11 protein-coding genes are annotated in these 23727 nt (G+C 68.4%); all 11 read left to right on the top strand.

Going from position 1 to position 23727, the window contains the following annotated elements:
• The first annotated feature begins 38 nt into the window (after positions 1-38).
• The 11 genes from AC13GI_RS03945 (at position 39) to AC13GI_RS03895 (ending at position 23415) form a co-directional block, all read left to right on the top strand.
• Positions 39-590 carry a hypothetical protein gene (locus AC13GI_RS03945; RefSeq protein WP_482995566.1) on the top strand — a complete coding sequence of 184 codons (552 nt, stop codon included), beginning with the start codon at positions 39-41 and terminating at the stop codon, positions 588-590.
• A 119-nt stretch (positions 591-709) separates the two neighbouring features.
• Positions 710-1294: a hypothetical protein gene (locus AC13GI_RS03940; protein ID WP_482995565.1), complete on the top strand. Its 585-nt coding sequence runs from the start codon at positions 710-712 to the stop codon at positions 1292-1294.
• A 57-nt stretch (positions 1295-1351) separates the two neighbouring features.
• The gene (gene gspG, locus AC13GI_RS03935; RefSeq protein WP_089235831.1) at positions 1352-1789 is read left to right on the top strand and encodes a type II secretion system major pseudopilin GspG; all 438 of its coding nucleotides are present in this window, start codon (positions 1352-1354) and stop codon (positions 1787-1789) included.
• A gap of 54 nt (positions 1790-1843) precedes the next feature.
• Positions 1844-2704 carry a type II secretion system minor pseudopilin GspK gene (gene gspK / locus AC13GI_RS03930; RefSeq protein ID WP_482995610.1) on the top strand — a complete coding sequence of 287 codons (861 nt, stop codon included), beginning with the start codon at positions 1844-1846 and terminating at the stop codon, positions 2702-2704.
• On the top strand, positions 2701-3867 hold the full coding sequence (gene gspL, locus AC13GI_RS03925) for a type II secretion system protein GspL (RefSeq protein ID WP_482995564.1): 1167 nt from the start codon (positions 2701-2703) through the stop codon (positions 3865-3867). The genes gspK and gspL overlap by 4 nt, the downstream gene beginning before the upstream one ends.
• Positions 3864-4391 (top strand): type II secretion system protein GspM, encoded by a 528-nt coding sequence (gene gspM / locus AC13GI_RS03920; protein ID WP_482995563.1) that lies wholly within the window; start codon positions 3864-3866, stop codon positions 4389-4391. The genes gspL and gspM overlap by 4 nt, the downstream gene beginning before the upstream one ends.
• Positions 4388-6763 carry a type II secretion system secretin GspD gene (gene gspD, locus AC13GI_RS03915; RefSeq protein ID WP_482995562.1) on the top strand — a complete coding sequence of 792 codons (2376 nt, stop codon included), beginning with the start codon at positions 4388-4390 and terminating at the stop codon, positions 6761-6763. Before gspM ends, gspD begins: the two co-directional genes overlap by 4 nt.
• Positions 6760-8202: a type II secretion system ATPase GspE gene (gene gspE, locus AC13GI_RS03910; RefSeq protein WP_380653331.1), complete on the top strand. Its 1443-nt coding sequence runs from the start codon at positions 6760-6762 to the stop codon at positions 8200-8202. The genes gspD and gspE overlap by 4 nt, the downstream gene beginning before the upstream one ends.
• A gap of 7 nt (positions 8203-8209) precedes the next feature.
• Complete coding sequence (gene gspF / locus AC13GI_RS03905) at positions 8210-9409, top strand: type II secretion system inner membrane protein GspF (protein ID WP_380653328.1); 1200 nt, start codon at positions 8210-8212, stop codon at positions 9407-9409.
• 227 nt (positions 9410-9636) lie between these two features.
• The gene (locus AC13GI_RS03900) at positions 9637-10827 is read left to right on the top strand and encodes a substrate-binding domain-containing protein (RefSeq protein WP_380653325.1); all 1191 of its coding nucleotides are present in this window, start codon (positions 9637-9639) and stop codon (positions 10825-10827) included.
• Positions 10828-11028: 201 nt separating this feature from the next.
• A complete protein-coding gene (locus AC13GI_RS03895; RefSeq protein WP_482995561.1) occupies positions 11029-23415 on the top strand; it encodes a filamentous haemagglutinin family protein in 12387 nt (4128 codons plus the stop codon).
• Positions 23416-23727 lie beyond the last annotated feature (312 nt).

Below are 23727 nucleotides of genomic sequence, written 5' to 3'. Positions count from 1 at the left end.
CGACGCGCACGGCCGCTGCATGCATGGAGAGGCCAAGGATGCGCAACGAGACCATCGGTGTGTTGGATCTGCGCCGCAATCTGTCGGCGCTTCTGGAAACCACCCAGCGGCGGCCGCTGATGGTGCACCGGTATGGCGCGCCGTGGGTCTGCGTGGTGTCCGACGCGCAGTGGCGACAGCAGGCGGTGCTGCTGGAATTCGAGCCGCAGGACCATCCGCTGGCGATGCTGTTGCGGTTGCAGCGGCAGGCGCTGCCGCTTTCGGAATCGGGAACGTTGCCTGCCGCTGTACTGGCGCGCGCGCTGCTGCTGATGGCCATGCATGGCATCGAGAGTCTTGCGGCCCTTCACGATCACGTGCGCTACCACCGGTTGTGGCACTGGTTCGTGGCCGCCAGCGATGCGCAGATGGAGGGATGGCAGCTGCCGTTGCTGCAGGCCTCGATGTCGGCACTGTTGGATGACCCGGATGCGATGCACGCACTGGCCGCATTCGCACAGCGCAGCGACGTTACCGTGCTGGCCCGACGCTGCGGTGGAGATGCTCCGCGCCTGGACCTGGAAGCCTGCAGGCGGATGACGCTGCGGTGACACTCCCGCGATGCTGCCACGCACTGCTCAACATCGCATTCGTGCTGTCGCTTCGGCTGCCTTGCCGACGTCTTTTGCAGAGTACGACGCTCCCGCGTCGCGGAGCGCAGGCGACGCCGATGAACGACAGTCGCAGGATCAGCATGCTGGAGCTGGATCGCCACCTGAGCCAGTCGCTGGAGCAGGCACGGCATGCACCCGTGAATGTGCAGCGCTACGGACAGCCGTGGGTATGGATGCTGTCCAGCAATGCCTGGGCCGACGCCGCAAGGTGGTCAGCGTTGGATGCCAGCGGCCATCCGTTGATGCTGCTGCGGCAGGCGTTGGACGCGCGCCTGCAGCCGTGGCCGGAATCGGCCATGGCCAGTCTTGCGCAGGAGTACGGGGAGGTGCGCATGGTGCAGCGTGCGGTGCTGCTGGTCGCACTGCGCGCTCCCGCCAGCGTGCAACGCCTGCACGACGATCTTCGCTATCACCAGGTGTATCGGCAGTTCATCGGCTTCGACCATGGCATGGCCTGGTCGCCTCTGCAGTGCATGCGCCTGCTGCAGGCGTGCGCCACGCCACTGTTGCAGCACTGCGTGGACGACACGCTTGCGCGTGTTCCTTCGTCGCTGCTGGATGCCGCCTGCATGGCGAACGCACGTCGCGTGGGTGATCGGCTGCAGGAACAGCGGATTTCCGCAGGATGTTTATCGTACTGACACATGCGCCGCTGACCATGGGGCAGCGGTCTCTTCCAGGATGATGAGGGCGGAACAATGGCAACGCAGATGGGTGGTCGCAGGGCTCGGCAGCAGGGCTTCAGCCTGATCGAGATCATGGTGGTGGTGGTCATCATCGGCATTCTGGCTGCGCTGATCGTGCCCCGCCTGATGGATCGCCCCGACCAGGCCCGCGTGGTGGCGGCACGCCAGGACATCGCCGCGCTGATGCAGGCGATGAAGCTGTATCGGCTGGACAATGGTCGCTACCCCAGTGCCGAGCAGGGACTGCAGGCGTTGGTGAAGCCACCGCAGGGCAGTGCTGCGATGCCGGTAACGCCGTATCTCGACCGCCTGCCGGATGACCCGTGGGGGCACCCCTACCAGTACCAGAACCCCGGCACGCACGGCGATATCGACGTGTTCTCACTGGGGGCCGACAGCAAGCCCGGCGGTGAAGCCGGCAACGCGGACATCGGCTCCTGGCAGCTGTGAGGCCAGACGATGGCACGCCGGAACATTCCAGGTGCGTGTGCCCGCCAGCAGGGCATGGCGGTGATCGTGGCGATGCTGGTGGTGGCGCTGGTGGCGGTTATCGCCACGGCGCTGCTGACCCGTCAGGCGGCGCAGCTGCGTGCGGTACGCAGCGATCAGCTGCGCATGCAGGTGCGCATGGCGGTGGACGCCACCCTGGAGCGCGCGGCGCAGCAGTTGCGTGACGACGCGCGCGAGCAGTTGACTACCGTGGGCAGCGGACGCTGGGCGCGCCCGCTGCAGCTGCAGGTGCCACTGCCGGTGCATCTGCAGATGGTGGACGCGCAGTCGAAGTTCAACCTGCGCACGCTGCTGGCCGACGGCCAACCTGCAGCGGAGGCACTGCGTGCGTTCACCACCCTGTGTGCCGGGCAGGGGCTGCCTCGCGCCGCCTGTGCCAGCGCCGCAACACAGATCCAGTCGCGCCTGCGCGATGGCGAGCGACAGGCGCGTGCGCCGTTGCCGCGCGAGTCGCTGATCGAACAGGTGCTGGCCGGCGCCGATCCGGTGGCGGTACAGGCATTGGAACGGCGCACGGTGGTGCTGCCTGCGCAGACCCTGGTCAACGCCAATACAAGTGATATCGCGGTGCTGCAGGCGATTGCACCCGGGGTGGATGCCGGGCGCCTGCAGGCGCTGCTGGGCGAGCGCGATCGTGGCCACTGGTTGCTCAATCGCGGAGACATCGCCAACCGGCTGCAGCTGAGCAACGAACAGATGGCGTTGATGCCGCTGGGTATCCATAGCGAATGGTTCCTGGCGGTCGGCCAGGTAGAGGCCGACGGCGCATCGGTGGATTTCCGCGCATTGATCTGGCGCGAGTACCGCGACGACAGCGTGCGTGTGCAACGGGTATGGACAAGGATCGGTGCATGAGCACGCAACTGAGAATGCGCCTGCCGGCGCTGGAACGATTGGATAAGGACAGCGCGGTCGAATGGGCGCAGCTGCACAAGGAGCGTGTGCTGGCAACGGGCAGTGACCGCCTGTCGACGCTGGGCCAGCGCTTTCCACAGGTGAAGGTGCATGCGAGCCTGGACCCGCAGGACCTGATCCTGTTGGAGCTGCAGCTGCCGCCGCTGTCCGGGCGCCGCCTGCAGGCGGCCCTGCAGGGCGAAGTGGAAGCGATGCTGCTGGATGATCTGCAGGAGGTAGCGCTGGGCCATGGCTCGCAGGCCGCTGATGGCATGGTGGCGGTGGCATGGCTTGGCCTGCAGGCGATCGCGCGCCTACAGCAGCAGATGCAGGACTGTGGGCTGCAGTTGCACGCGCTGCATCCGACGCCCTTGCTGCTGCCGTGGTCGGTCGGGCAGGCCACCTTGCAGCTGTGTGGCGAGCATGTACTGGTTCGCTGCGGCCGTGATCGTGGCTTCGTGCAGTGGTGCAGCGGGCGCGACCTGGGCTCGGTGATGCATTCGCTGGCCGTGCGCTTGCAGCAGGCCGGGGTGCAGGCGGTGCAGTGGATCGATGCCGTGCCGCCTGCCTGGGCCGAGCGCCTGCCAGCCAGCGTGCTGGCGCAGGCGCTGCAGTCCAGCGGTCCGCTGCCTGGCTGGTCGCTGCCGTTGCCGGCCATGGGTGCAGGCGCGCCGCGGCTGGCCATCGGTCTTGCGTTGGCGGCGGCGGTGCTGGCTGCGCTGGGGCTGCAACTGCAGGTATCGCACTGGCAGGGCGAGGCTGAAGCCTTGCGGCAGGACATGGCGCAGGGCTTCAGCACGCACTTCCCGGAGATCCACGATGTGGTCGATCCGGTGCTGCAGGCACGGCGGGCGCTGGCGGTGCCGGCAGCGCCACGGGCACTTCCTGCCGTGCAGCTGCAGGTTGCCAGCGTGCTGCAGGCCATACCTGAGTTGGCGGGCCAGGTTCGCAGCCTGCGCTATCAGCCGGGCCAGCTGGAGATGGAGCTGGATGCCGACGCGCAGGCGTTGGCCGAGGACGCGCAGCGGCTGGAGCGCTGGCAGCAGGCGACGCAGGCACAGGGGCTGCACCTTGCGCGCGAAGCCGGTGGCCGGTTGCGGATCAGCAGCGGGGCTGCGCCGTGACCGCAGCCGGGTTGCGCCCAGCGGATTCCCTGCGTGGACTGCAGCACCGTTGGCAGCGGCTGGCGGCGCGCGAACGCGCGATGCTGCTGTTGATGGCTGCCGCGATAGTGGCGGCCGCACTGTGGCTGGGCTGGCTGCAGCCGCTGCTGAAACAGCGCAGCCATTGGCAGGCTGAACTGCCACGGCTGCAGGCGCAGTCGGCGGCACTTGCACCGCTGCTGCGCGCCCGTGAACAACAGCGGCAGGCACACGGCCAGCAGCCGACGCTTGCCGGGCTGCGCCAACAGATCACCGCTGCGGGCCTGGCCGGCAGCCTGCATATCGAACCGCGTGACGGGCGCTGGCACCTGCGGGTGCAGAGCGTGCCCGCCGATGCGCTCTGGAACTGGCTGCTGCCCTTGCTGGCCGACCCGGCCATCGAACTGCAGCAACTGCAACTGCAACGCACAGGGGACGCGAACATGCCGGCGGCACGGATTTCCGGAAACATCGTGATGGCCGCCAATGGCGGTGGCCATCCATGAAGGCGATGCGCAGCCTGGGCTGCAGCGCGGTACTGGCACTGGTGGTGGGCCTGGCCCATCTTCCGGCGGCGGTGCAGGCGCAGGACGCCAGTGGCGAACCGGTGCAGCTGAACCTGGTGGACACCGATATCGGTGGGGTGCTGCGCATGGCGGCACGCTTCACCGGCCGCCAGTTCCTGGTCGATCCACGGGTGACCGGCAAGATGACCGTGGTCTCCGATGGGCCGGTCAGCCGTGTGCAGGCTTACCAGCTGCTGCTGGGTGCATTGCGCATGCGCGGGTTTGCGGTGGTTGAAAGTGGAGGCGTCAGCCGGGTGGTGCCGCAGGCCGACGCCAAGCTGCTGGGCGGTCGTGTGGGTGCCGGCGGTGCGGGAGGCGAGATAACCACGCGCACGTTTGCCCTGCGCTACGAAAGCGCAGCGGCGCTGGTGGCGGTGCTGCGGCCGATGATCACCGCGGACAATCCGATCACCGCGAACCCGGGCAACAACACGCTGGTCATCACCGACTACGCCGACAACCTGGAGCGCATCGCGCGGGTGATCGCCAGCGTGGATACGCCGGCCGGCATGGACACCGACGTGGTCAAGCTGCAGCAGGGCATTGCCGTGGACGTGGCGGCGATGGTCGCACCGTTGCTGGATGCGCAGGGCGCGGAGCCGGCGCAGAAGGTGGTGGTGATGGCCGACCCGCGCAGCAACAGCGTGCTGCTGCGCTCCAGCAGCCCGGGCCGCACGCGCCTGGCGCGGCAGCTGGTGGAGAAGCTGGACAAGGCCCAGGATGAGTCCGGCAACCTGCATGTGGTGTACCTGCGCAATGCGCAGGCCACCCAGCTGGCGGGGGTGCTGCGTGGCGTGGTGGCAGGGCAGAGCGATGCGCCGGCGATGGGCAGCAGCGACGGCATCACCGCACTGCCGGGCGAGACCAACCGCAACGCCAGCACGCCGGCGCAACCCGCACAGGGCAAGAGCAAGGGCAATGCGCTGGAATCGCCGCGGCTTGACCCGGGTCGTCGTGATCCGATCGATGCCGGCAGCACCGGCTTCAGCCAGAACGGCATCTCGGTGCAGGCGGACATCGCCACCAATACCCTGCTGATCTCCGCCCCGGAGCCGGTGTACCGCAACCTGCGACGGGTGATCGACCAGCTCGACCAGCGGCGGGCGCAGGTGCTGGTGGAGAGCCTGATCGTGGAGGTCAACCAGACCGATGCCGCTGAACTGGGCGTGCAATGGATGCTGGGCAATGGCCGCACGTTCGGTGGCACCCACTTCGGTGGCACCACCGGTGGCAGTGGCATCAGCACCACTGCGCGCACCACGCTGGATGTACTGCCGAAGGACGGCCTGAACATCGGCGTGATCGACGGCACGATCAACCTGCCGGGCGTCGGCCAGATCCTCAACATGAAAGCGCTGGCCAACGCCCTGCAGAGCAAGGGCGGCGCCAACATCCTCTCCACGCCGAACCTGATGACGCTGGACAACGAGGCGGCCAGCATCATGGTCGGGCAGACCGTGCCCTTCGTCAGTGGCCGCTATGTGACCGACGGTGGCGGTGGCAGCAACAACCCGTTCCAGACCATCGAACGCGAGGACGTGGGCCTGAAGCTGCGGGTGCGCCCGCAGATTTCCGAGGGCGGCACGGTGAAGCTGGACATCTACCAGGAAGTCAGCAGCATCGATGCGCAGAGCTCGGGCAGCGCCGGCATCATCACCAACAAGCGGGCGCTGGATACCAGCGTGCTGCTCGATGACGGCCAGATCATGGTGCTGGGCGGCCTGCTGGAAGACAGCGTCAGCCATGGCCGCGATGCCGTGCCGGGGCTGGGGAAGATCCCTGTGCTGGGCGCGCTGTTCCGCAGCGACACGCGCAAGCGGGCCAAGACCAATCTGATGGTGTTCCTGCGCCCGCACGTGGTGCGCGACCCGGCCGCCGGACAACGCTTGACCCGCGACCGCTACGACTACATGCGCAATGCACAGGCCGCTGCGCAGCCCGTGCAGAGCTGGGCGCTGCCAGCACTGTCGGCACCGCAGCTGCCGCCGCAGGACCTGTCCGTGCTTGGCCAGGGCAATGCGCGGGACGGACAGGGCCAGCCGTTGCAGAACGGCAGCCTTGCGGCGTTGTATCCGGCCAACGAGGGCAATGTGCAGGTGGTGCAGTTCGCGCAGGGGCTGGATGCGGCGCGTGCGACCCAGGCCGTGGCACAGGTGCGCGCGCTTGGCCTGCAGGCCTATGCCGAGACCACGCCGGGTGAAACGGGACAGCGTCTGCGGGTGCGGGTGGCGCGCGACCCGGCCACGCTCGACCCGGCGCTGCAGCAGCTGCGCGGGCTGGGCTACACCCCGGAACTGGTCATCGGCCCATGAGCACGCCCGTGCCGTTGCCACTGCTGCCGTATGCCTGGGTGCGAAGCCACGGGGTGATGCTGGCCGAAGCAGGGGGCGCGCCGGTACTGCTGGGGACCACCGAGACCGCCGCCTGGGCGGTGGCCGAGCTGCGCCGCCGGCACGGGCCGCTGCCGTTCCAGGTACTGGAAGGGGCAGCCTGGCAGCAGCGCCTGGGCGAGCAGTATCGTGACGGTGGCGACGCTGCTGCGGTGGTCGGCGCGGCCGAAAGCGAAGTCGATCTCGACCGGCTGATGCAGGACATGCCCGAGGTGACCGATCTGCTGGATGCGCAGGACGATGCGCCGGTGATCCGCATGATCAACGCGCTGCTGGCGCAGGCCGCGCGCGATGGCGCCAGCGACCTGCACATCGAACCCTTCGAAACCCATTCGGTGGTGCGCTACCGCGTCGATGGCACCCTGCGTGACATGGTGCAGCCACGGCGTGCGCTGCATGCGGCGCTGGTATCGCGCATCAAGATCATGGCCCACCTGGATATCGCCGAGAAGCGCCTGCCGCAGGACGGGCGCATCGCCATCCGCGTGGGGGGCAGACCGCTGGACATCCGTGTGTCCACGGTGCCGACCGGACATGGCGAGCGCGCGGTGCTGCGCCTGCTGGAAAAAGACGCAGGGCGACTGCAGCTGCAGCGGTTGGGCATGGCCGACGATACGCTGGCCACCTTCACGGGGTTGATCCGCCAGCCGCATGGCATCGTGCTGGTGACCGGGCCGACCGGTAGCGGCAAGACCACCTCGCTGTATGCGGCACTGGGGCAGCTCGACAGCAGCACCAGCAACATCCTCACCGTGGAGGACCCGGTGGAGTACGACTTCGCCGGCATCGGCCAGATCCAGGTCAACGCGCGCATCGGCATGAGCTTCGGCACGGCATTGCGCGCGATCCTGCGCCAGGATCCGGACACCATCATGATCGGTGAGATCCGTGACCTGGAAACGGCGCAGATCGCGGTGCAGTCGTCGTTGACCGGTCACGGCGTGCTGGCATCGCTGCATACCAACGATGCGATCTCGGCGGTGACTCGCCTCGCCGACATGGGCGTGGAGCCGTTCCTGCTGGCCTCGTCGTTGCGAGGTGTGCTGGCACAGCGATTGGTGCGCAGGCTGTGCCTGCAGTGTCGGCGCGCCGAACTCGCTACAGAGGGCCGCACCGTGTGGCGGGCGGTAGGCTGCGCCGCCTGCGCGAACAGCGGCTACCGTGGGCGCACCGGCATCCATGAGCTGTTCGTGGTGGATGAGCGCGTGCGCGCGTTGATCCATGAAGGGCAGGGCGAACCCGCGCTGCGCGAGGCGGCGCGGCGTGCCGGCATGCGCAGCCTGCGCCAGGACGGGCAGCGCTGGGTCGACAGCGGGGTGACCACGTTGGAGGAGATCCTGCGTGTGACCGGCGACGACTGAGGCGCGCATGGCACTGTTCGACTACCAGGCCGCCAATGCACAGGGGCGCATCGAGAAGGGACAGCTGGACGCCGATACCGCGCGCGGTGTGCGCCAGCAACTGCGTGGGCGTGGGCTGACACCGGTACAGGTATCAGCCGCACGCACTGCCGGCAGTGGCTGGGGCACGCGCAGACTATCGGCCAGCGAACTGGCCTGGGCCACGCGGCAACTGGCCAGCCTGCTGGCCGCCAGCCTGCCGCTGGAAAGCGCATTGAGCGCGGTGATCGAGCAGGCCGAACGCCCGCACGTTGCGCAGGCGCTCACCGCGGTGCGTGCCGATGTGCGCGCTGGCCAGCGGTTGACTGTGGCGCTGGCAGCGCGGCCGCGCGACTTTCCCGCGATCTATCGTGCCCTGGTGGCGGCCGGCGAGGATTCCGGCGATCTGGCGCGGGTGATGGAACGCCTGGCCGACTACATCGAAGAGCGCAACGCGCTGCAGGCGAAGGTGCTGACGGCGTTCATCTACCCGGCAGCGATCAGCCTGGTGTCGGTGGCGATCGTGATCTTCCTGCTCAGCTACGTGGTGCCGCAGGTAGTGACCGCGTTCGTGCAGGCACGGCAGACGCTGCCGATGCTGACCCAGGTGATGCTGGCGGCCAGTGCCTTCGTACGCGCGTGGGGCATATGGACGGGGTTGGGCATCGGCGCGCTGGTGGTGGGCTGGCGGCTGGCACTGCGGCGGCCGGATCTGCGCCTGCGCTGGGACAGCCTGCTGTTGCGCGTCCCGATGGTGGGTCGTTTCGTGCTGGGCGTGAACAGTGCTCGCTTTGCATCGACACTGGCAATCCTGCTGGATGCCGGTGTGCCCCTGCTGCGTGCACTGGACGCCGCACGACAGACACTGGGCAACGCGCTGCTGGCGCGCTGTGCCGATGATGTGGCCGCACGCGTGCGCGAAGGTACTTCGCTTGGCGCTGCGCTGAAGGTGCAGAAGGTGTATCCGCCGATCCTGGTGCACCTGGTGGCCAGTGGCGAGAAGACCGGTTCTTTGGCACCGTTGCTCGACCGCGCTGCACAGACCATCTCGCGCGAGATCGAACGCCGCGCGATGGCACTCACGGCATTGCTGGAGCCCACGATGATCCTGGTGATGGGCGGGGTGGTGCTGACCATCGTGCTGGCCGTGCTGATGCCGATCATGGAAATGAACCAGTTGGTGCAATGACGTGCATCCACGCATGGCGTGGATCCACCGACGCCCGGATTCTCCACACAATCCTCCACACCTTTTTCCGATCTTCCACAGGTTTCTTAAGCGGCCTGTCATCGGCAACGACCAGCATGACCCTGTCGCCGCAGAGTGGGCTGGGAGGCCCTCGGCGGCAGCAGGCGTGTAGTGACCGTTCCTCCCTTGGTGTTTCACCTTCGCAGTAAACCCTTCAGGAGAAGATCATGAACAAGTACAAGACCCTGGCCGCGCTGGTTGCTACCGCGCTGCTCGCCACTGCCGGCGCCGCGTCGGCGCAGACCGTTACCGGCGGCGGCGCTTCGCTGCCGGCCGACCTCTACAAGGGTCAGGCCGACAGCATCCTGCCGAGCAACTTCAGCTACGCCGTGACCGGTTCGGGCACCGGCAAGAAGGCCTTCCTGCAGAATGATTCGCAGCTGTTCTCGACCACCGGCACCGTGCACTTCGCCGGCAGCGATTCGGTGCTGAGCTCGACCGAACTGAGCACCTACACCACCACCTACAACCAGGCCAGCAATGCCAACCGCTATGGCAACCTGATCCAGGTGCCGTCGGTGGCTACCTCGGTGACCATTCCGTTCAACAAGGCCGGTTCGGCGGTTGACCTGAGCGTGGCGCAGATCTGTGGCGTGTTCTCCGGTGCGATCACTGACTGGTCGACCATCGATGCCAACCGCAGTGGCCCGATCCAGGTGGTCTACCGTCCGGAAAGCAGCGGCACCAGCGAAATGTTCACCCGCTTCCTGACCGCCGCCTGTGCGCCGGAAGTGGCCGCCACCTCGAACCTGGTCGATGGCAAGTTCGCCATCAAGTCGACCTTCGCCGATCTGTACAAGCGTGATGCCAACAACAACCTGCCGGCCTTCCTGGTGGCCGCGCCGGCCACCGGCGGCACCTCGCTGTACAACGCCGTGTACGCGCAGGCCGGCCGCATCGGCTATGTGGGCCCGGACGTGATCCCGAGCCTGACCGATGCCACCAAGGTTGCCAAGGTCAAGGGCTTCTCGCCGGACCAGGTGAGCGTGCAGGCCACCCTGGAAACCGTCGCTCCGCCGACCGGCACTGCTGCCGAAAATCCGGCCAACTGGGTGCCGGTGTTCGGCAATCCGTCGGCTGGCTATCCGATCGCCGGCTACACCAACCTGGTCATCGGCCAGTGCTACAAGGATTCGACCGTCGCCAACAGCCTGCGTGGCTTCCTGATGCGCCACTACGCCACTGACTACACCGCCACCCCGGCGCTGGTGGCCCATGCCAAGGCGATCACCGACCACGGTTTCATCCCGCTGACCAAGGTGTGGCGCGACGCGATCCGCAACCGATTCGTGCTCGCCGGCAACTCCGCTGGCCTGAACAACCCGAGCACCTGCGCCGGCATCGGCCGTCCGCTGTAATCGCGTCCGGTAGTTGAAATCTGCGTTACCCGACGCCGGCCCTTTGGGCCGGCGTCTCCTTTTCCGGCGACGGTGCGGGCCAGTGCAGTGCATTGCTGTCGGCTTCATGTCACGTGAACCGTCTATCAGTGGCAGGGCATGCGTTGCGCGTGCCTCCCGATCGCTGCCGCAGTTGCGGCCCACCAGGTTGATGAGGTTCCGATGTCGCTCCCGCACACGTCCGCTGTTCATTCGGCTGCGCCGATGCGCCGCAACCACCCGATGGCCTGGGCCATCGCGGTGGCGTTGGGAACCCTGGCTGCCCCCGCCAGCCACGCGCAACAGGCGTTCAGTCCGGGTTGGTTCGCCGACCGCGGCGCGGCGCAGGGTGCGGCCGCACAGAGCGGTCGCATGCCCAATGGCGTGCCCATCCAGTTCCAGTTGCCCGCGCAGCAGCAGGACGCCGCGCGGCAGAAGCTGCAGCAGTCGATCGACAACCTTGGTACCGCGGCGCAGGCGATCGCTCTGCAGCAACGCATGCAGGAACAGGCCCGGCAGTCGCGTCGCGAGGCCGGCTTCGTGGTGGCCGATGGGTTGGGCAAGGATGGTCTGAAGGTCGATGAGAACCCCCTGACGCGCGGCTGGGTGAATGCGCGCGAGGCGATCCAGTCGCAGGGCAGCGATGGCCGCGTACAGGTCAGCATCGAGCAGACGGCTGACCAGGCGATCCTGAACTGGGAATCCTTCAACATCGGTGGCAACACCACCCTCAACTTCCTGCAGAACCCCGACTGGGCGGTGCTGAACCGGGTGAATGATCCGGACGCGCGACCCAGCCAGATCCTTGGCCAGCTGAAGGCCAACGGCACGGTGTTCGTGGCCAACCGCAACGGCGTGGTGTTCGGCAACAACAGCCAGGTCAACGTCCGCAATCTGCTTGCTGCTGCAGCACGCATCAGCGACGCGCAGTTCCGTGACAACGGACTGTACAGTGCCGACGCGAACACCTCGGCCCTCACCGATGCCGTGGGCAAGGTCATGGTTGAACGGGGCGCGCGCATCACCACGCATGAACCTACCAGCGCAACGCGTGGCGGCGGCTATGTGCTGCTGGCCGGCCACAGTGTGGAGAACGCGGGCCAGATCGAGACGCGCAAGGGCCAGGCCCAGATGGCGGCCGGCGACAGCTTCGTGATCCGTCGCGGCGTGGGTACGGCGGCCAATACCGCTTCGACCACACGCGGCAACGAGATCGCGCCTCGCCTGCTCACCGACAGTAGCGCCGGCAGCGTCCGCAATACCGGCCTGCTGCTGGCCCGCGAGGGCGACATCACCCTGGCCGGGCGCAGCGTCGAGCAGGCCGGTGTGGCCGTGGCCAGCACCACGCTGGGCCAACGCGGCACCGTGCACCTGCTGGCCTCGGCCAGTGACACCCGGGCCAGGGTCACCCTGGCCGAAGGCTCGACCACGGCGGTGCTGATCGAAGACGATGGCAAGGCCAGCGCACTGGATACCCAGCGCGATGCACTGCTGAAGGAGTCGGCCGAACAGGATGCGCTTCGTGCAGCATCGCGGACGACGACCTTCGACAATCTGTCCCTGCACAGCGATCGACGCGACCAGTCGCGGGTGGAGATCGTTTCCGGGGGCGACATCCATTTCCAGGCCAACTCGCTGACGGTGGCCACCGGCGGCCAGGTGATTGCCGATGCCGCTCGCCGCAGCCACCTGGACAACGCCGCGCGTGTGGATGTCTCCGGCGCGGTGGGTGTAAAGGTGGCGATGGAAAGCAACAACGTACAGGTCAAGGTGCAGGGCAATGAACTGCGCGATTCGCCCGACAACCGCGACAGCGGCAAGCTGACCAGCAGCGAAGTCTGGATCGACCGTCGGCAGCTGATCCACGTGCCGGCCGGCACTGGCGGCTACGAGGGCGATCGCTGGTATGCCGCCGGCGGGTTGCTGGAAGTGGGCGGCTATCTGGACAACCAGGGCCACTCGATCAGCGAATGGGCGGCGCAGGGCGGCACGGTGCTGCTGGGCGGCAGCGAGGTGGTCACCGGCGCAGGCTCGCGGATCAATCTGGCGGGCGGCAGCCTGGACGTGCAGAGCGGGGCGATACAGCAGAGCTGGTTGCGCGGTGTCGACGGGCAGGTATACCGGCTGGACGACGCGCCGGCGGAGATGCTGTTCGATGGTCTGTACAAGGGCTACGAGGTAAAGCAGGAGCGCTGGGGTGTCACCGAGGCGTTCCGCAACCCCATCGTTTTCGCTGCGCAGCGGACTGACAACGGCTACACCGTCGGCCGCGATGCCGGGCGCCTTGTAGTGTCCGCGCCGACCGCAGTGCTGGACGGCCAGGTGGAGACCACCACCTTTCAGGGCGCGCAGCAGGGGCGACGGCCCGATGCTGCGTTGGAAGGCTATGCGCAGGCGCAGACGGCGGTGGCGCGGAACGCCGGGCTGTATCTGGGGCGCTATGACGGCCTGGGCCGCAATGGCGCGTTCGATACAGATGTGCGCGTGCAGGGCGGTACAGCGATCCCCGGCCTGACGCTGCAGTCGCCGATCGGCAGCGAGCGGCGCGACACCGTGTGGCTTGATGCCGGGCTGCTCAACGCGCAGCAGTGGGGTGCCATCGACCTGGCTACCGCCGGCCGCGCCTCCGTCGATGCGCCGCTGACGCTGCAGGCTGGCGGCGCACTCAACCTGATCGGCAGCACCGTCAACCTGGCCGCTGACATCCACATCGTGGGTGGCCGGCTGCAGGCGGGCAATCTGCTGGATGTGCTGGGCCGGCCGACGGCGCTGCTGCGCAACGGCCGCGCCGACGTTGCCATTGCCGACGGTACCCGGATTGATCTGGCCGGTGGCTGGAGCAATGCGGCGCTTGGCATCGGGCTGGACAGCGGCGCGGCGTGGACCGAGGGTGGCAGCCTGCGCCTGCAGAGCAGCCATGACGTGACGGTGGGCCGCCAGGTCGCTGTCGATGTCGACGCCGGTGCTGCGCTGGACATGCAGGGCAAGGGCCGCATCGGCAAGGGCGGCAGCGTAAACCTGCAGGCCAACACTGCCGAGGTGGCGGCAGATGGCAGTGGTCGCGTGCGATTGGGCGAAAGCAGCTATTTCAGCGGCCGTGGCGAGGGCGGTGGCACGTTCGCGCTGGGCACCGGCGGCAAGGTTGCGGTCGGCACAGCCCTGCAGGACGCGAGCGCACTGCAGCTGGACACGGCGCTGTTCGGCAGTGGCTTCACGCAGTACGACATCAATGCCCATCAGGGCCTGGATATCGCCGACGGCACCGAGCTGATCGTGCAGACGCCGGGTCTGCGCCTGGCCGAAGACGCGCGCACGGCGCAGGATCGGACGAGTGCGCTGCAGGCATGGTCGGCGCCGTTGTACGCGGCTGATCCGCAGAACGGGCGCATCCGCCAGCGCAGCGGCGCCAGCATCACCCTGCGTTCGGACCGCAACAGCGTGGGCGGCGACCTGCGCGTGGGACGCGACGCGCGTATCGCCGTGGATCCGGGCCAGGCCATCTCGCTGCTGGGCGCGGGCAACATCGACGTGGAGGGCACGCTGCAGGCACGCGGCGGCCGCATCAGCATCGACGATGTGCGCCCGGACACGGCGCTGTACGCCGGCCAGCGCAGCGAGCGTACCTGGCGGATCGGTGACCGGGCGGTACTGGACGCCAGCGCCGATTCGGTTTCGATGGTCGATGCTGCTGGCCGGCTGCGCGGCCAGGTGCGGACGGGCGGGCGCATCGAGATCGGTGGCGCGCTCGACTGGGAGACGTCGGCCTTCGTCGACAACCGGCCGCCGGAAGCCTTCGTCGTAGTCGAACGCGGTGCACGCCTTGACGCGCGCGGTGCCTCGGCCGAGCTGGATATTGATGGACAGGGCCGTACCCGGGTCGACAGCGACGGCGGCCAGATAGTGCTGCGTTCGGCCAATGCGCTGTACCTGCAAGGGGCGATGGATGCGGCGGCCGGTGGCAGTGGGGCGCGTGGTGGCACCCTGGGCCTCGCCTTTGGCGGCAGCGTGCATGCACGCGGAGCAACCGAGGAGGTGCTGCGCGAACGGGCGATCACGCTCAGCCAGCAGACCGCGGCCGAGACGTCGCTGCCAGCGCGGCTGGACTATGGGCATGCCGCACTGTCGGTGCAGCAGATCCAGGCCGGCGGATTCGACAATTTCTCGGTCTTCGGCGACCTCCGCACGCTCGGCAATGTCGACCTGCGTATGGCCGAGTCCCTGCGCATCTATGGGCAGGGGCAGTCCAGCCTGGGCGTGGCCACAGGCGCAAGCGCAAGCACGCCCAGCGCGATCTCGCTGTCGGCCCCGTATGTGCGCCTGGCGCAGGCGCGCTGGAAGCAGTTGTCGGGCGAGAGCCTGCAGTTCACCCAGGGTGCGGTATCAGCGACTGCGGGCGATCATGCGCTGGCGGTCAATGGCGATCTCATCGATCTTCGCGATGTCACCTGGCTGCCCAGTTTCGACCATCTCTCGTTGAACAGCCGCAGTGATGTGCGCCTTCTTTCCAGCATCGCCAGCAACGCGGCGGTCAGTTCGCTGCTGGCACCGGGCTCGATCGACCTGACCGCGGCGCGCCTGTATCCGACGTCCGGGGCGGTGGGCCGGGTGGTGGCGGGTGCATCGGCGCAGACCGTGGACACCGTCGACTACTGGGCGAACCCGGATGCGGTGCTGCGCATCCAGGGTAACGGCACGGCAGCGGGTGTCCCTGCATCGGCGTTCGGCTCGCTGCGACTGGTGGCCGCTACCGTGCAGCAGGGCGGTGCGGTGTGGGCGCCGATGGGAACCCTGCAGCTGGGTGGTCTGGCCATGGGCGGTACGGCCGGCGGCCGGGTGGAACTGCTGCCCGGCAGCATCACCTCCACCAGTGGTGCCGGCCTGGCGCTGCCCTATGGCGGTACCGCCGATGGGGTCACCTGGCGCATCGGCAGCCGTAGCGTGGATTCCTTGACCGCCGGTGGCATCACCTCGATGGGCGTCACCCTCAAAGCCAACCAGGTGAACGTGAGCCCGGGCGCGCTGCTGGACATGTCCGGTGGCGGCGACCTGACCGGTGCAGCATTCATCTCCGGTCGGGGTGGTTCGGTGGACGTGCTGCGCACCGCGTTGGCCGATGCCAACCCCCGCTACGCGTTCAGTGCCTCGGGCAACCCGGTGTATGCCATCGTGCCCGGCTATACGGGCGCATTCGCGCCCACCAGCACCGACGGCTTCGCCGCGCCCGGCATCGGTCAGCAGGTCAGCGTGCCGGCGGGTGTTCCCGGGTTGCCGGCGGGCACCTACACGCTGCTGCCGGCCAACTTCGCGCTGCAGCCCGGTGCGTTCCGTGTCGAGCTTGGCGCGACCGGTGCGTCCGGCGTTTCGCAGCCGCTGCCGACCGGCACCGGCACCTGGCGCGTGTCCGGCCACCAGCGTGGCGGTCTGGGCGGTGTGCAATCGCCGCTGCTGACCGACCTGCTGCTGACACCGGCGGCGGTGGTGCGGCGGCATTCGGGTTACAACGAAACCAGCTACAACGCCTTCGTGCAGGCAACGGCCGACCGCCGCGGCGAATCGCGCGGCTGGCAGACCATCGATGCGCTGGGCCTGACCCTGGCGCTGGGTGAGGGCGCCGGACGCCAGGGTGCGGCGGCAATCGACTTCGCCGGTACCGCGCGGTTTGCCGCGGCCAACGACAAGGGGCGGGGCGGCACCCTGGTGGCTTCGATGGCCAATCCGGCCATCGGCACGCTGGAGGTCATCGCTGCCGATGGCGTTGCGCAAACGCGCGACCGAGGCGTGACCTTTACCGACCAGGCCCTCAATGCATTCCAGCCGGCGCGCATGGTGATCGGTGGTCAGATCAACCAGGTGGCGTCGCAGGTGACGGTGAACGGCCAGGCCCGCAGCGTGGCGATCCGTTCCGGGGCCACGTTGCAGGCACCGGAAATCCTGGTGGCGGCCGCCGCCGGTGGCGCCGGCATTCTGGTCGAAGCCGGGGCGACCGTGAACACCTTGCCGTACGCACGCGCCGGTGGCGACGCCGTCGACACGCTGCCCTACCAGGTCACGGGCGGCCTGCTGGCGGTGTCCAACCAGCGCCTGAACCTGATCACCGGCACCACCGGCGTTGCCGCCGGCCCGGTGGCGATCGATATCGGCGGCTGCCAGGACGCGTGCGAGGGACAAGCGCGGCTGGTGTCCGACGGCAGCATCGCCGTCGCCACCGATGGCACCCTGCAACTGCGCGATTCGGCCAGCTACGGCACGCGCCAGCTGGGCGTCAGCATGGCTGCATTGAACCTCGGCAGCGCCGAAGCCATCGCACAGGCGGCGGCAGCGGGTGCACTGCCCGCCGGCATGACCATGAACCAGACGGTGCTGCAGCAGCTGCTGCGTGGCAACGCGGCTACCGGCGCACCCGCGCTGGACACGCTGAGCCTGGTGGCGCGTGATTCGGTGAATGTGTTCGGCAGCGTCGACCTGGATGCGCGCGACAGCGCCACCGGCGTTGGCAGCCTGCGCACCCTGGTGCTGGGCGCGCAGGCGATCCACGGCTATGGCAACGCCAGCGACCGTGCGCGCATCCTGGTGGATACGCTGGTGTGGGATGGTGCGCTGGCGGCCACGCAGGCCACGGGCAGCAACGCGGCCGTGCCGCCGGCAGAGCCGATGGTGGATCGCCTGGGCGATGGCCAGCTGGATATCGTCACGCGCACCCTGACGCTGGGGCGTGCGCCGTACAGCAGGCCCAGCTCCGAGGTCGCGGCCAACCGTCAGGTACTTGGCTTCAGCGCGTTGAACCTCGGGGCGTCGGAACAGATGGTGTTCTCGGCGAAGGGAACGCTGGATGCGTACCAGCAGCGCGGCGAGTACCTGGCCGACAAGGGCTGGCAGTACAGCGGTGGCAGCGTGGTCATCAGCACGCCCCTGCTGACCGCAGACCCGGGCGCGCAGCTCGCCCTGCGCACCGGCGGCAGTTTCGCCCTGCACGGGGGCAACGGCAGGGCTGGCGGTGATGCGCTGGGCAGTGAGCTCAGCATCGACGCTGATCGCATCCTGCTGGACAGCACGATCGCGCTGGCCTCCGGCCGCCTGTCGGCCAGTGCGCGCCAGGGCATCGGCGTGGGTGCGCATGCGGCGCTGGATCTGGCGGGTCGCAAGGTCAGCCTGTTCGACGTGGACAAATACAGCTGGGGCGGTGATGTGCTGCTGTCCAGCGACAGTGGCGCGGTGACCACCGATGCCGCCTCGCGCATCGATGTGTCGGCGCGCAACAACCGCGGTGGGCGATTGACGGTCAATGCCCTGGCCGGTCGCGCGGACCTGGCCGGGCGTGTGGACGGCGCGGCCAGCGGCCGCTACGACGCCGGTGGCACCGTGGTGCCCTACGACGCGGGCGAACTGGTGGTGCGTGCACGCCAGCTGCAGGATTTCGCAGGGTTGAACCAGCGGCTGAACAGCAGCGGCGTGACCGGCGCGCGCACCTTCCAGATCGGCGAGGGGGATCTGCAGATCGGCGACGAGGTGAAGGCGCGACGGGTCGACATCAGCGTGGACAAGGGCAGCCTGACCGTGGCCGGGCGCATCGACGCCAGCGGCGAGCAGGTCGGCAGCATCCGCCTGTACGCCCGCGACGCGCTGCAGGTGAACGGCACGCTCGACGCGCATGGCAGTGGCCTGCGCGTGGACAGCTACGGCAAGATCATCGACAGCCCCAACCGGGCGACGGTCGAACTGGGCAGCGCCGCAGGCCAGGTCAGCATCGGCGCCGGCGCCGCCATCGACCTGCGTGCGGGCAGCGGCGTCGCCGTGGGCAGCCAGCCCGGGCAGAACGACGGCGCTGCGCGAGGCACGCTGAAGATCGACGTGCCGCGGATCGGTACTGATGATGCGGCCATTGCCGTTGCCAACGGTATGCGCATCACCGGTGCGGCCGACATCCAGGTCAACGGCGTGCGCCGCTATGACGATGCTCCGCTGGCCTCCAGCGTGGATGTACACGGCAACCGGCCGCAGGTGGTCACCCAGCAGTGGCTGGACCAGATCGTCGATCCGGACAACCGCACGTGGATGGACGGGGCGCTGGCCAATGCCGATCTGCAGCAGCGCACCGCAGCGCTGGGCAGCCACCGCCTGCGTCCGGGTGTGCAGGTGGTGGCGCACCGTAGTGCGGACAACCCCGGCGGCGACCTGACAGTTTCCGGCGACATCGACCTGTCCGGTTATCGCTACGGTCCCGACGCCGACCGTCTCGACGCGGCGCGGCGCGGGTTTGGCGAATCGGCCTCGCTGGTGCTTCGGGCCGAAGGCAACATCAACATCCATGGCAGCATCAACGATGGCTTCGCACCACCGCCCGCCAACCCGGATGAAGCAGGCTGGGAACTGATCGAGGGTCGCAGCAGCGGCGGCGCCAACACACCGTTCGGTGGCGGCTTGGTGGTGCCGGTGGATGGCGTGCAGCTGCAGCCGGGTACCGAATTCCCGGCGGGCACCACGCTGAACTATGCGGTGCCGGTGGAATCGACCGTGCTGCCCGCCGGTACCGTGCTGCCCGCAGCGATGACACTGGCCGACAGCCTGCGACTGCCTGCCGGCACCGTGCTCGGTGCGGCGGTTACCACCCGTGATGGGCAGACCTTCGCCGCGGGCACCCTGCTTGACCAGCCGTTGCAGCTGGAGGCAGGCGCGCGCTTGGGCGGCGGCTTCCGTCTGCGCAGCAGCGTGCAGATGGCCGCACAGGAGTGGCCGGCCGGTGCCGTGCTGCCGATCGCGTTGCGGCTGGCACGCGCGGTAGACCTGAAAGTGGGCGCATACATTCCCTCCATGACCAAGGTGGAGCTGGCCGGCGATGCACCGGTGAAGCTGCGACCTGCCGATGCCAATGGCAACCAGGGCCGCAACTGGGCGCTGGCGCCGATGCTGGCGGAAGGCACGACGTCGTGGGACCTGACCGCCGTGGCCGGCGCGGACAGCGACGCTGCCGATCCGCGCACGCGTCGCTGGGGCAGTGACGGCAGCGTGGTGCTGGCCGATACCCATCAGGGATCGGTGGGCACGGTGAAGACCGAGATCATTTTCGTGGGCGACCGCGTGCTGACCGAGCAGGCCTCGCTGGACTGGATGGGCGATACCTCCTATGCCGGTCGACCGATCGCCGAACTGGCCGATATCTTCGGCTACACCGAAGAGGAGTTCTGTGCGCTGGCAGACGGCTACTGCGGCCCCGCACCGCGCCAGGTGGCCGCACAGGGCTCGCTGGATTTCTGGGGCGATGAATCCTACGTCGGCACATCGGCCAAGGACTTCGCGGCGATCTTCGGCATGACCGAAGACGAGTTCTGCGGCTCGGCGCCCACCTATTGCTTCGGCGGAGGCACGCAGACCGAGGTGACCACCTATGGCCAGCGCCCCGGCACACCCGCGTGGAGCGTGCTGCGCACCGGCAAGGGCGACCTGGAACTGCTGGCGGCAGGCGACGTGGTGATGAAATCCGGATTCGGCGTCTACACCGCCGGCACACCCACCTCGCTTGGCAACGGGCGTGATGCGGCCTTCAATTCGCCGCGTGCGCCGGCGCCCTGGAACAGCGCTCTGCTCGGCAAGGACGTGGTGCCCGGCAGCTACGACGCTGCACTGGCGGGCTACCAGGCGTGGTATCCCGACCATGGTGGCAACCTGCGCGTGGAGGCCGGGCGGGACATCGTCGGCGATGTGTGGACCGCGCGCGCCGAATCGGGCAGCAGCGACCGCGACATGGCACTGCATGGCAGTGCCGCCGTGGGCAACTGGCTCTGGCGGCAGGGTACCGGCAGCACCACCGGGGTGACGCCGGTGCCGACCAGCTGGTGGGTCAACTTCGGTACCTACACCAACGTCTCGGCCACCGCAGACAGCACGCCGCGGATGGTGGGTTTCACCGGTTTCGGTACGCTCGGTGGCGGCAATCTCACGCTCGATGCCGGCCGCAACGCCGGTGTGCGCGAGGCGATGGGCGATGCCTTGGGGTTCATGACCGCGCCGCACTCGGGTGCGATCGTTGCCGCAGTCGGCTCGACCGGCCGGGTCAGCGATGGCCAGCTGCACCTGACCGGCGGCGGCGATCTGCGCCTGCGCACCGGCGGTGTGCTGAATCCGCAGCTGACCGCCACGTTCTCCAGCCTCAACACGGCCAGGGCCGCGCAGGACCTTGACCTCAACGGCACCTTCAGCAACCTGCGGGGCAGCCTGCTGCTGGAGGCCGGCCGCATCGGTGGCATGGGCGTGACGCTGGAGAACTACGGCACGCTCGGCCGCCAGCGTGCGGCCGACCTGTTCGCCGCCGACAGTGCACGCGCGATGGGCGGTCCGGTGCTGGTGCTGGGCGATGCCACGGCATCGCTGCAGGCGCGCGGGGATGTGGTGCTGGGCGGTGTTGGCGATGCCGGCCGGGTAGCGGTGGCCAACTACAGCGGTGTGACCCAGGACAACGGCAGCCGCGCCGCAGGCACCACCTGGTTCTCGCTGTGGACCGCATCCACCGCCGTGGACCTGTTCAGCGCCGGAGGCGATCTTTCGCCGGGCGTGTCCGGCCCCCTGAATCTCAGCGGCAGCAACCTCGCGCCTGAGCAGGTGCAGCTGCAGGCCGGCGGGCGCGATCTGCTGCAGTACTGGCTCTATCCTTCGCGGTTCAGCGCGGTTGCCGCGCAGGGCAACATCACCTTCGACCGCTTGAGCATGCAGGACAACACCCAGGACGTACTGCTGCTGGCACCCTCGGCCAGTGGCCGCCTGGATGTACTGGCCGGCGGCGGCATCTTCGCCCAGCCGGGTGCTACCCAGATCGCACGTTCGGCCGCGGATACACGCGTGCCGGGGCCGTTCGATCCGGCCTTCATGGCCCAGGTGGGCGATGGCAGCGGCAGCCTTACGCGGCCGCACCACAACCTGTCGGTGGATGGCCATTCGGCGACGCCGGAGGCGGCATTGCCGCTGTTCGCGTTCGGTCCCAATACACCGTTGTCGAATCTGCCGGGTGCGCTATCGCCCAGCCGCTTCTATGCCGTGGGCGGCGACATCATCGGCCTGAAATCGGGCGCGCAGCGTACCTTGGAGCGCTCCGGCAGCCAGCGCACGCAGTTTGCTCTGTTCGAGGCGGCCGGTGCGGTGCAGATGCGCGCCGGGCGCGACATCCTGGGTGTTTCGCTGACCGCCCTGAACAGTACGGCCACCGATATTTCGGTGGTGGAGGCAGGGCGCGACATCGTGCACCTGGATGCCGTGGTGGCCGGTCCCGGCAATCTGGAGGTCAGTGCAGGTCGTCAGCTGCGGCAGGAGGACGTGGGCAGCATCGTGACGCTGGGCGGTATCGTGCAGGGCGATACCCGCTCCGGGGCGAGTGTCGGCCTGACCGCCGGCAACCAGCAGATCGACTTCGTCGCGCTGCGTGCGCGCTATCTCGACCCGGCCAACCTGGCCGCCCCGGCACAGTCGCTGGCCTCGCAGCCGGGCAAGGCGGTGAAGATCTACGACAGGGAACTGAAGCAGTGGCTGCAGCAGCGCTTCGGCAGGGCTGCCGACGGTGCCGAGGCGCTGGCCTTGTTCGATGCATTGCCGAAGGAGCAGCAGCGTATCTTCCTGCGCCAGGTCTACTACGCTGAACTGCGCGAAGGTGGTCGTGAGTACACCAATGCAGAAGGGCCACGTTTCGGTTCCTACCTGCGCGGGCGCGAAGCGATCGCCACGCTGATGCCGGACAAGGATGCCAATGGCGCAACCATCAACCGTACTGGCGATATCGTGATGTACGGCGGTTCCGGTGTGCGCACCGAAGCGGGTGGCAACATCGAGCTGATGGCACCGGGCGGGCAGCTCGTGGTGGGTGTGCAGGGCGTGGCGCCTCCGGCCAGCGCGGGCCTGGTCACCCAGGGCCAAGGCGATATTCGCCTGTTCAGCCAGGACAGCGTGTTGCTGGGTCTGTCGCGGGTGATGACCACCTTTGGTGGTGACATCCTGGCGTGGTCCGAGCAGGGCGACATCAATGCCGGCCGCGGTTCGCAGACCACGCTGCTGTACACCCCGCCGCGTCGCGTCTACGACACCTGGGGCAACGTGATTCTGTCGCCACAGGCACCTGCCAGCGGCGCCGGCATTGCAACGCTGAACCCGATCGCCGAAGTGGCGCCGGGCGATGTCGACCTGATCGCACCACTGGGCACCATTGATGCAGGCGAGGCGGGTATCCGTGTGTCGGGCAACATCAACCTGGCGGCACTGCAGGTGCTCAACGCCGCCAACATCCAGGTGCAGGGCGACAGCAAGGGCCTGCCGGTATTGGCCTCGGTGAACGTCAACGCGCTGGCGTCGGCCAGCGCTGCGGCCAACAGCGCCAGCCAGGCCGCACAGGACGTGATGCGCAAGAGCCAGGACGATGCGCGGCGCAACCAGCCGTCGGTGATCAGCGTGCAGATTCTCGGCTTCGGCAGTGCCAGCAGCAGCATCGACCCGCCAGCACGCGGAAACACGGCCGCCGCCGCGGGCTACGACGTCAACAGCGCCTTCCAGTTCCCGCAGGCAAGGGCAGAGTCCGGCAAGCAGCCGACCCAGTAGATCCACGCCATGCGTGGATGAGGAACGGTGCGGACCAAGGTCCGCACCCACCACGCGCAGAACAGAGGATCGGGCCAGCTGCCAGGGAGCGGTGGCGGCCCCAGCCAGGACGGCACGGAGGGCAGGGAGCAGCCATCAGCGGTGAGGACCACCGACACGGCGTCGCCGGGCGCGGGACAGCGCCCGGCGACCGGGGCAGTAGATCCACGCCATGCGTGGATGCAGTCCAGTAGATCCACGCCATGCGTGGATGCAGTTCAGTAGATTCACGCCATGCGTGGATGCAGTTCAGTAGATCCACGCCATGCGTGG

This window comes from Stenotrophomonas sp. 82F1 (assembly GCF_056861525.1).
The sequence above is the reverse complement of the archived record's forward strand: the minus strand, read 5'-3'. Positions and strand labels throughout refer to the sequence as shown.

Bases quoted from the DNA above. Each gene is read 5' to 3' on its own strand.
- AC13GI_RS03940 (WP_482995565.1), top strand. From the start codon at position 710: ATGAACGACAGTCGCAGGATCAGCATGCTGGAGCTGGATCGCCACCTG.
- gspG (WP_089235831.1), top strand. From the start codon at position 1,352: ATGGCAACGCAGATGGGTGGTCGCAGGGCTCGGCAGCAGGGCTTCAGC.
- gspE (WP_380653331.1), top strand. From the start codon at position 6,760: ATGAGCACGCCCGTGCCGTTGCCACTGCTGCCGTATGCCTGGGTGCGA.
- gspK (WP_482995610.1), top strand. From the start codon at position 1,844: ATGGCGGTGATCGTGGCGATGCTGGTGGTGGCGCTGGTGGCGGTTATC.
- AC13GI_RS03900 (WP_380653325.1), top strand. From the start codon at position 9,637: ATGAACAAGTACAAGACCCTGGCCGCGCTGGTTGCTACCGCGCTGCTC.
- AC13GI_RS03895 (WP_482995561.1), top strand. From the start codon at position 11,029: ATGTCGCTCCCGCACACGTCCGCTGTTCATTCGGCTGCGCCGATGCGC.
- AC13GI_RS03945 (WP_482995566.1), top strand. From the start codon at position 39: ATGCGCAACGAGACCATCGGTGTGTTGGATCTGCGCCGCAATCTGTCG.
- gspD (WP_482995562.1), top strand. From the start codon at position 4,388: ATGAAGGCGATGCGCAGCCTGGGCTGCAGCGCGGTACTGGCACTGGTG.
- gspF (WP_380653328.1), top strand. From the start codon at position 8,210: ATGGCACTGTTCGACTACCAGGCCGCCAATGCACAGGGGCGCATCGAG.
- gspL (WP_482995564.1), top strand. From the start codon at position 2,701: ATGAGCACGCAACTGAGAATGCGCCTGCCGGCGCTGGAACGATTGGAT.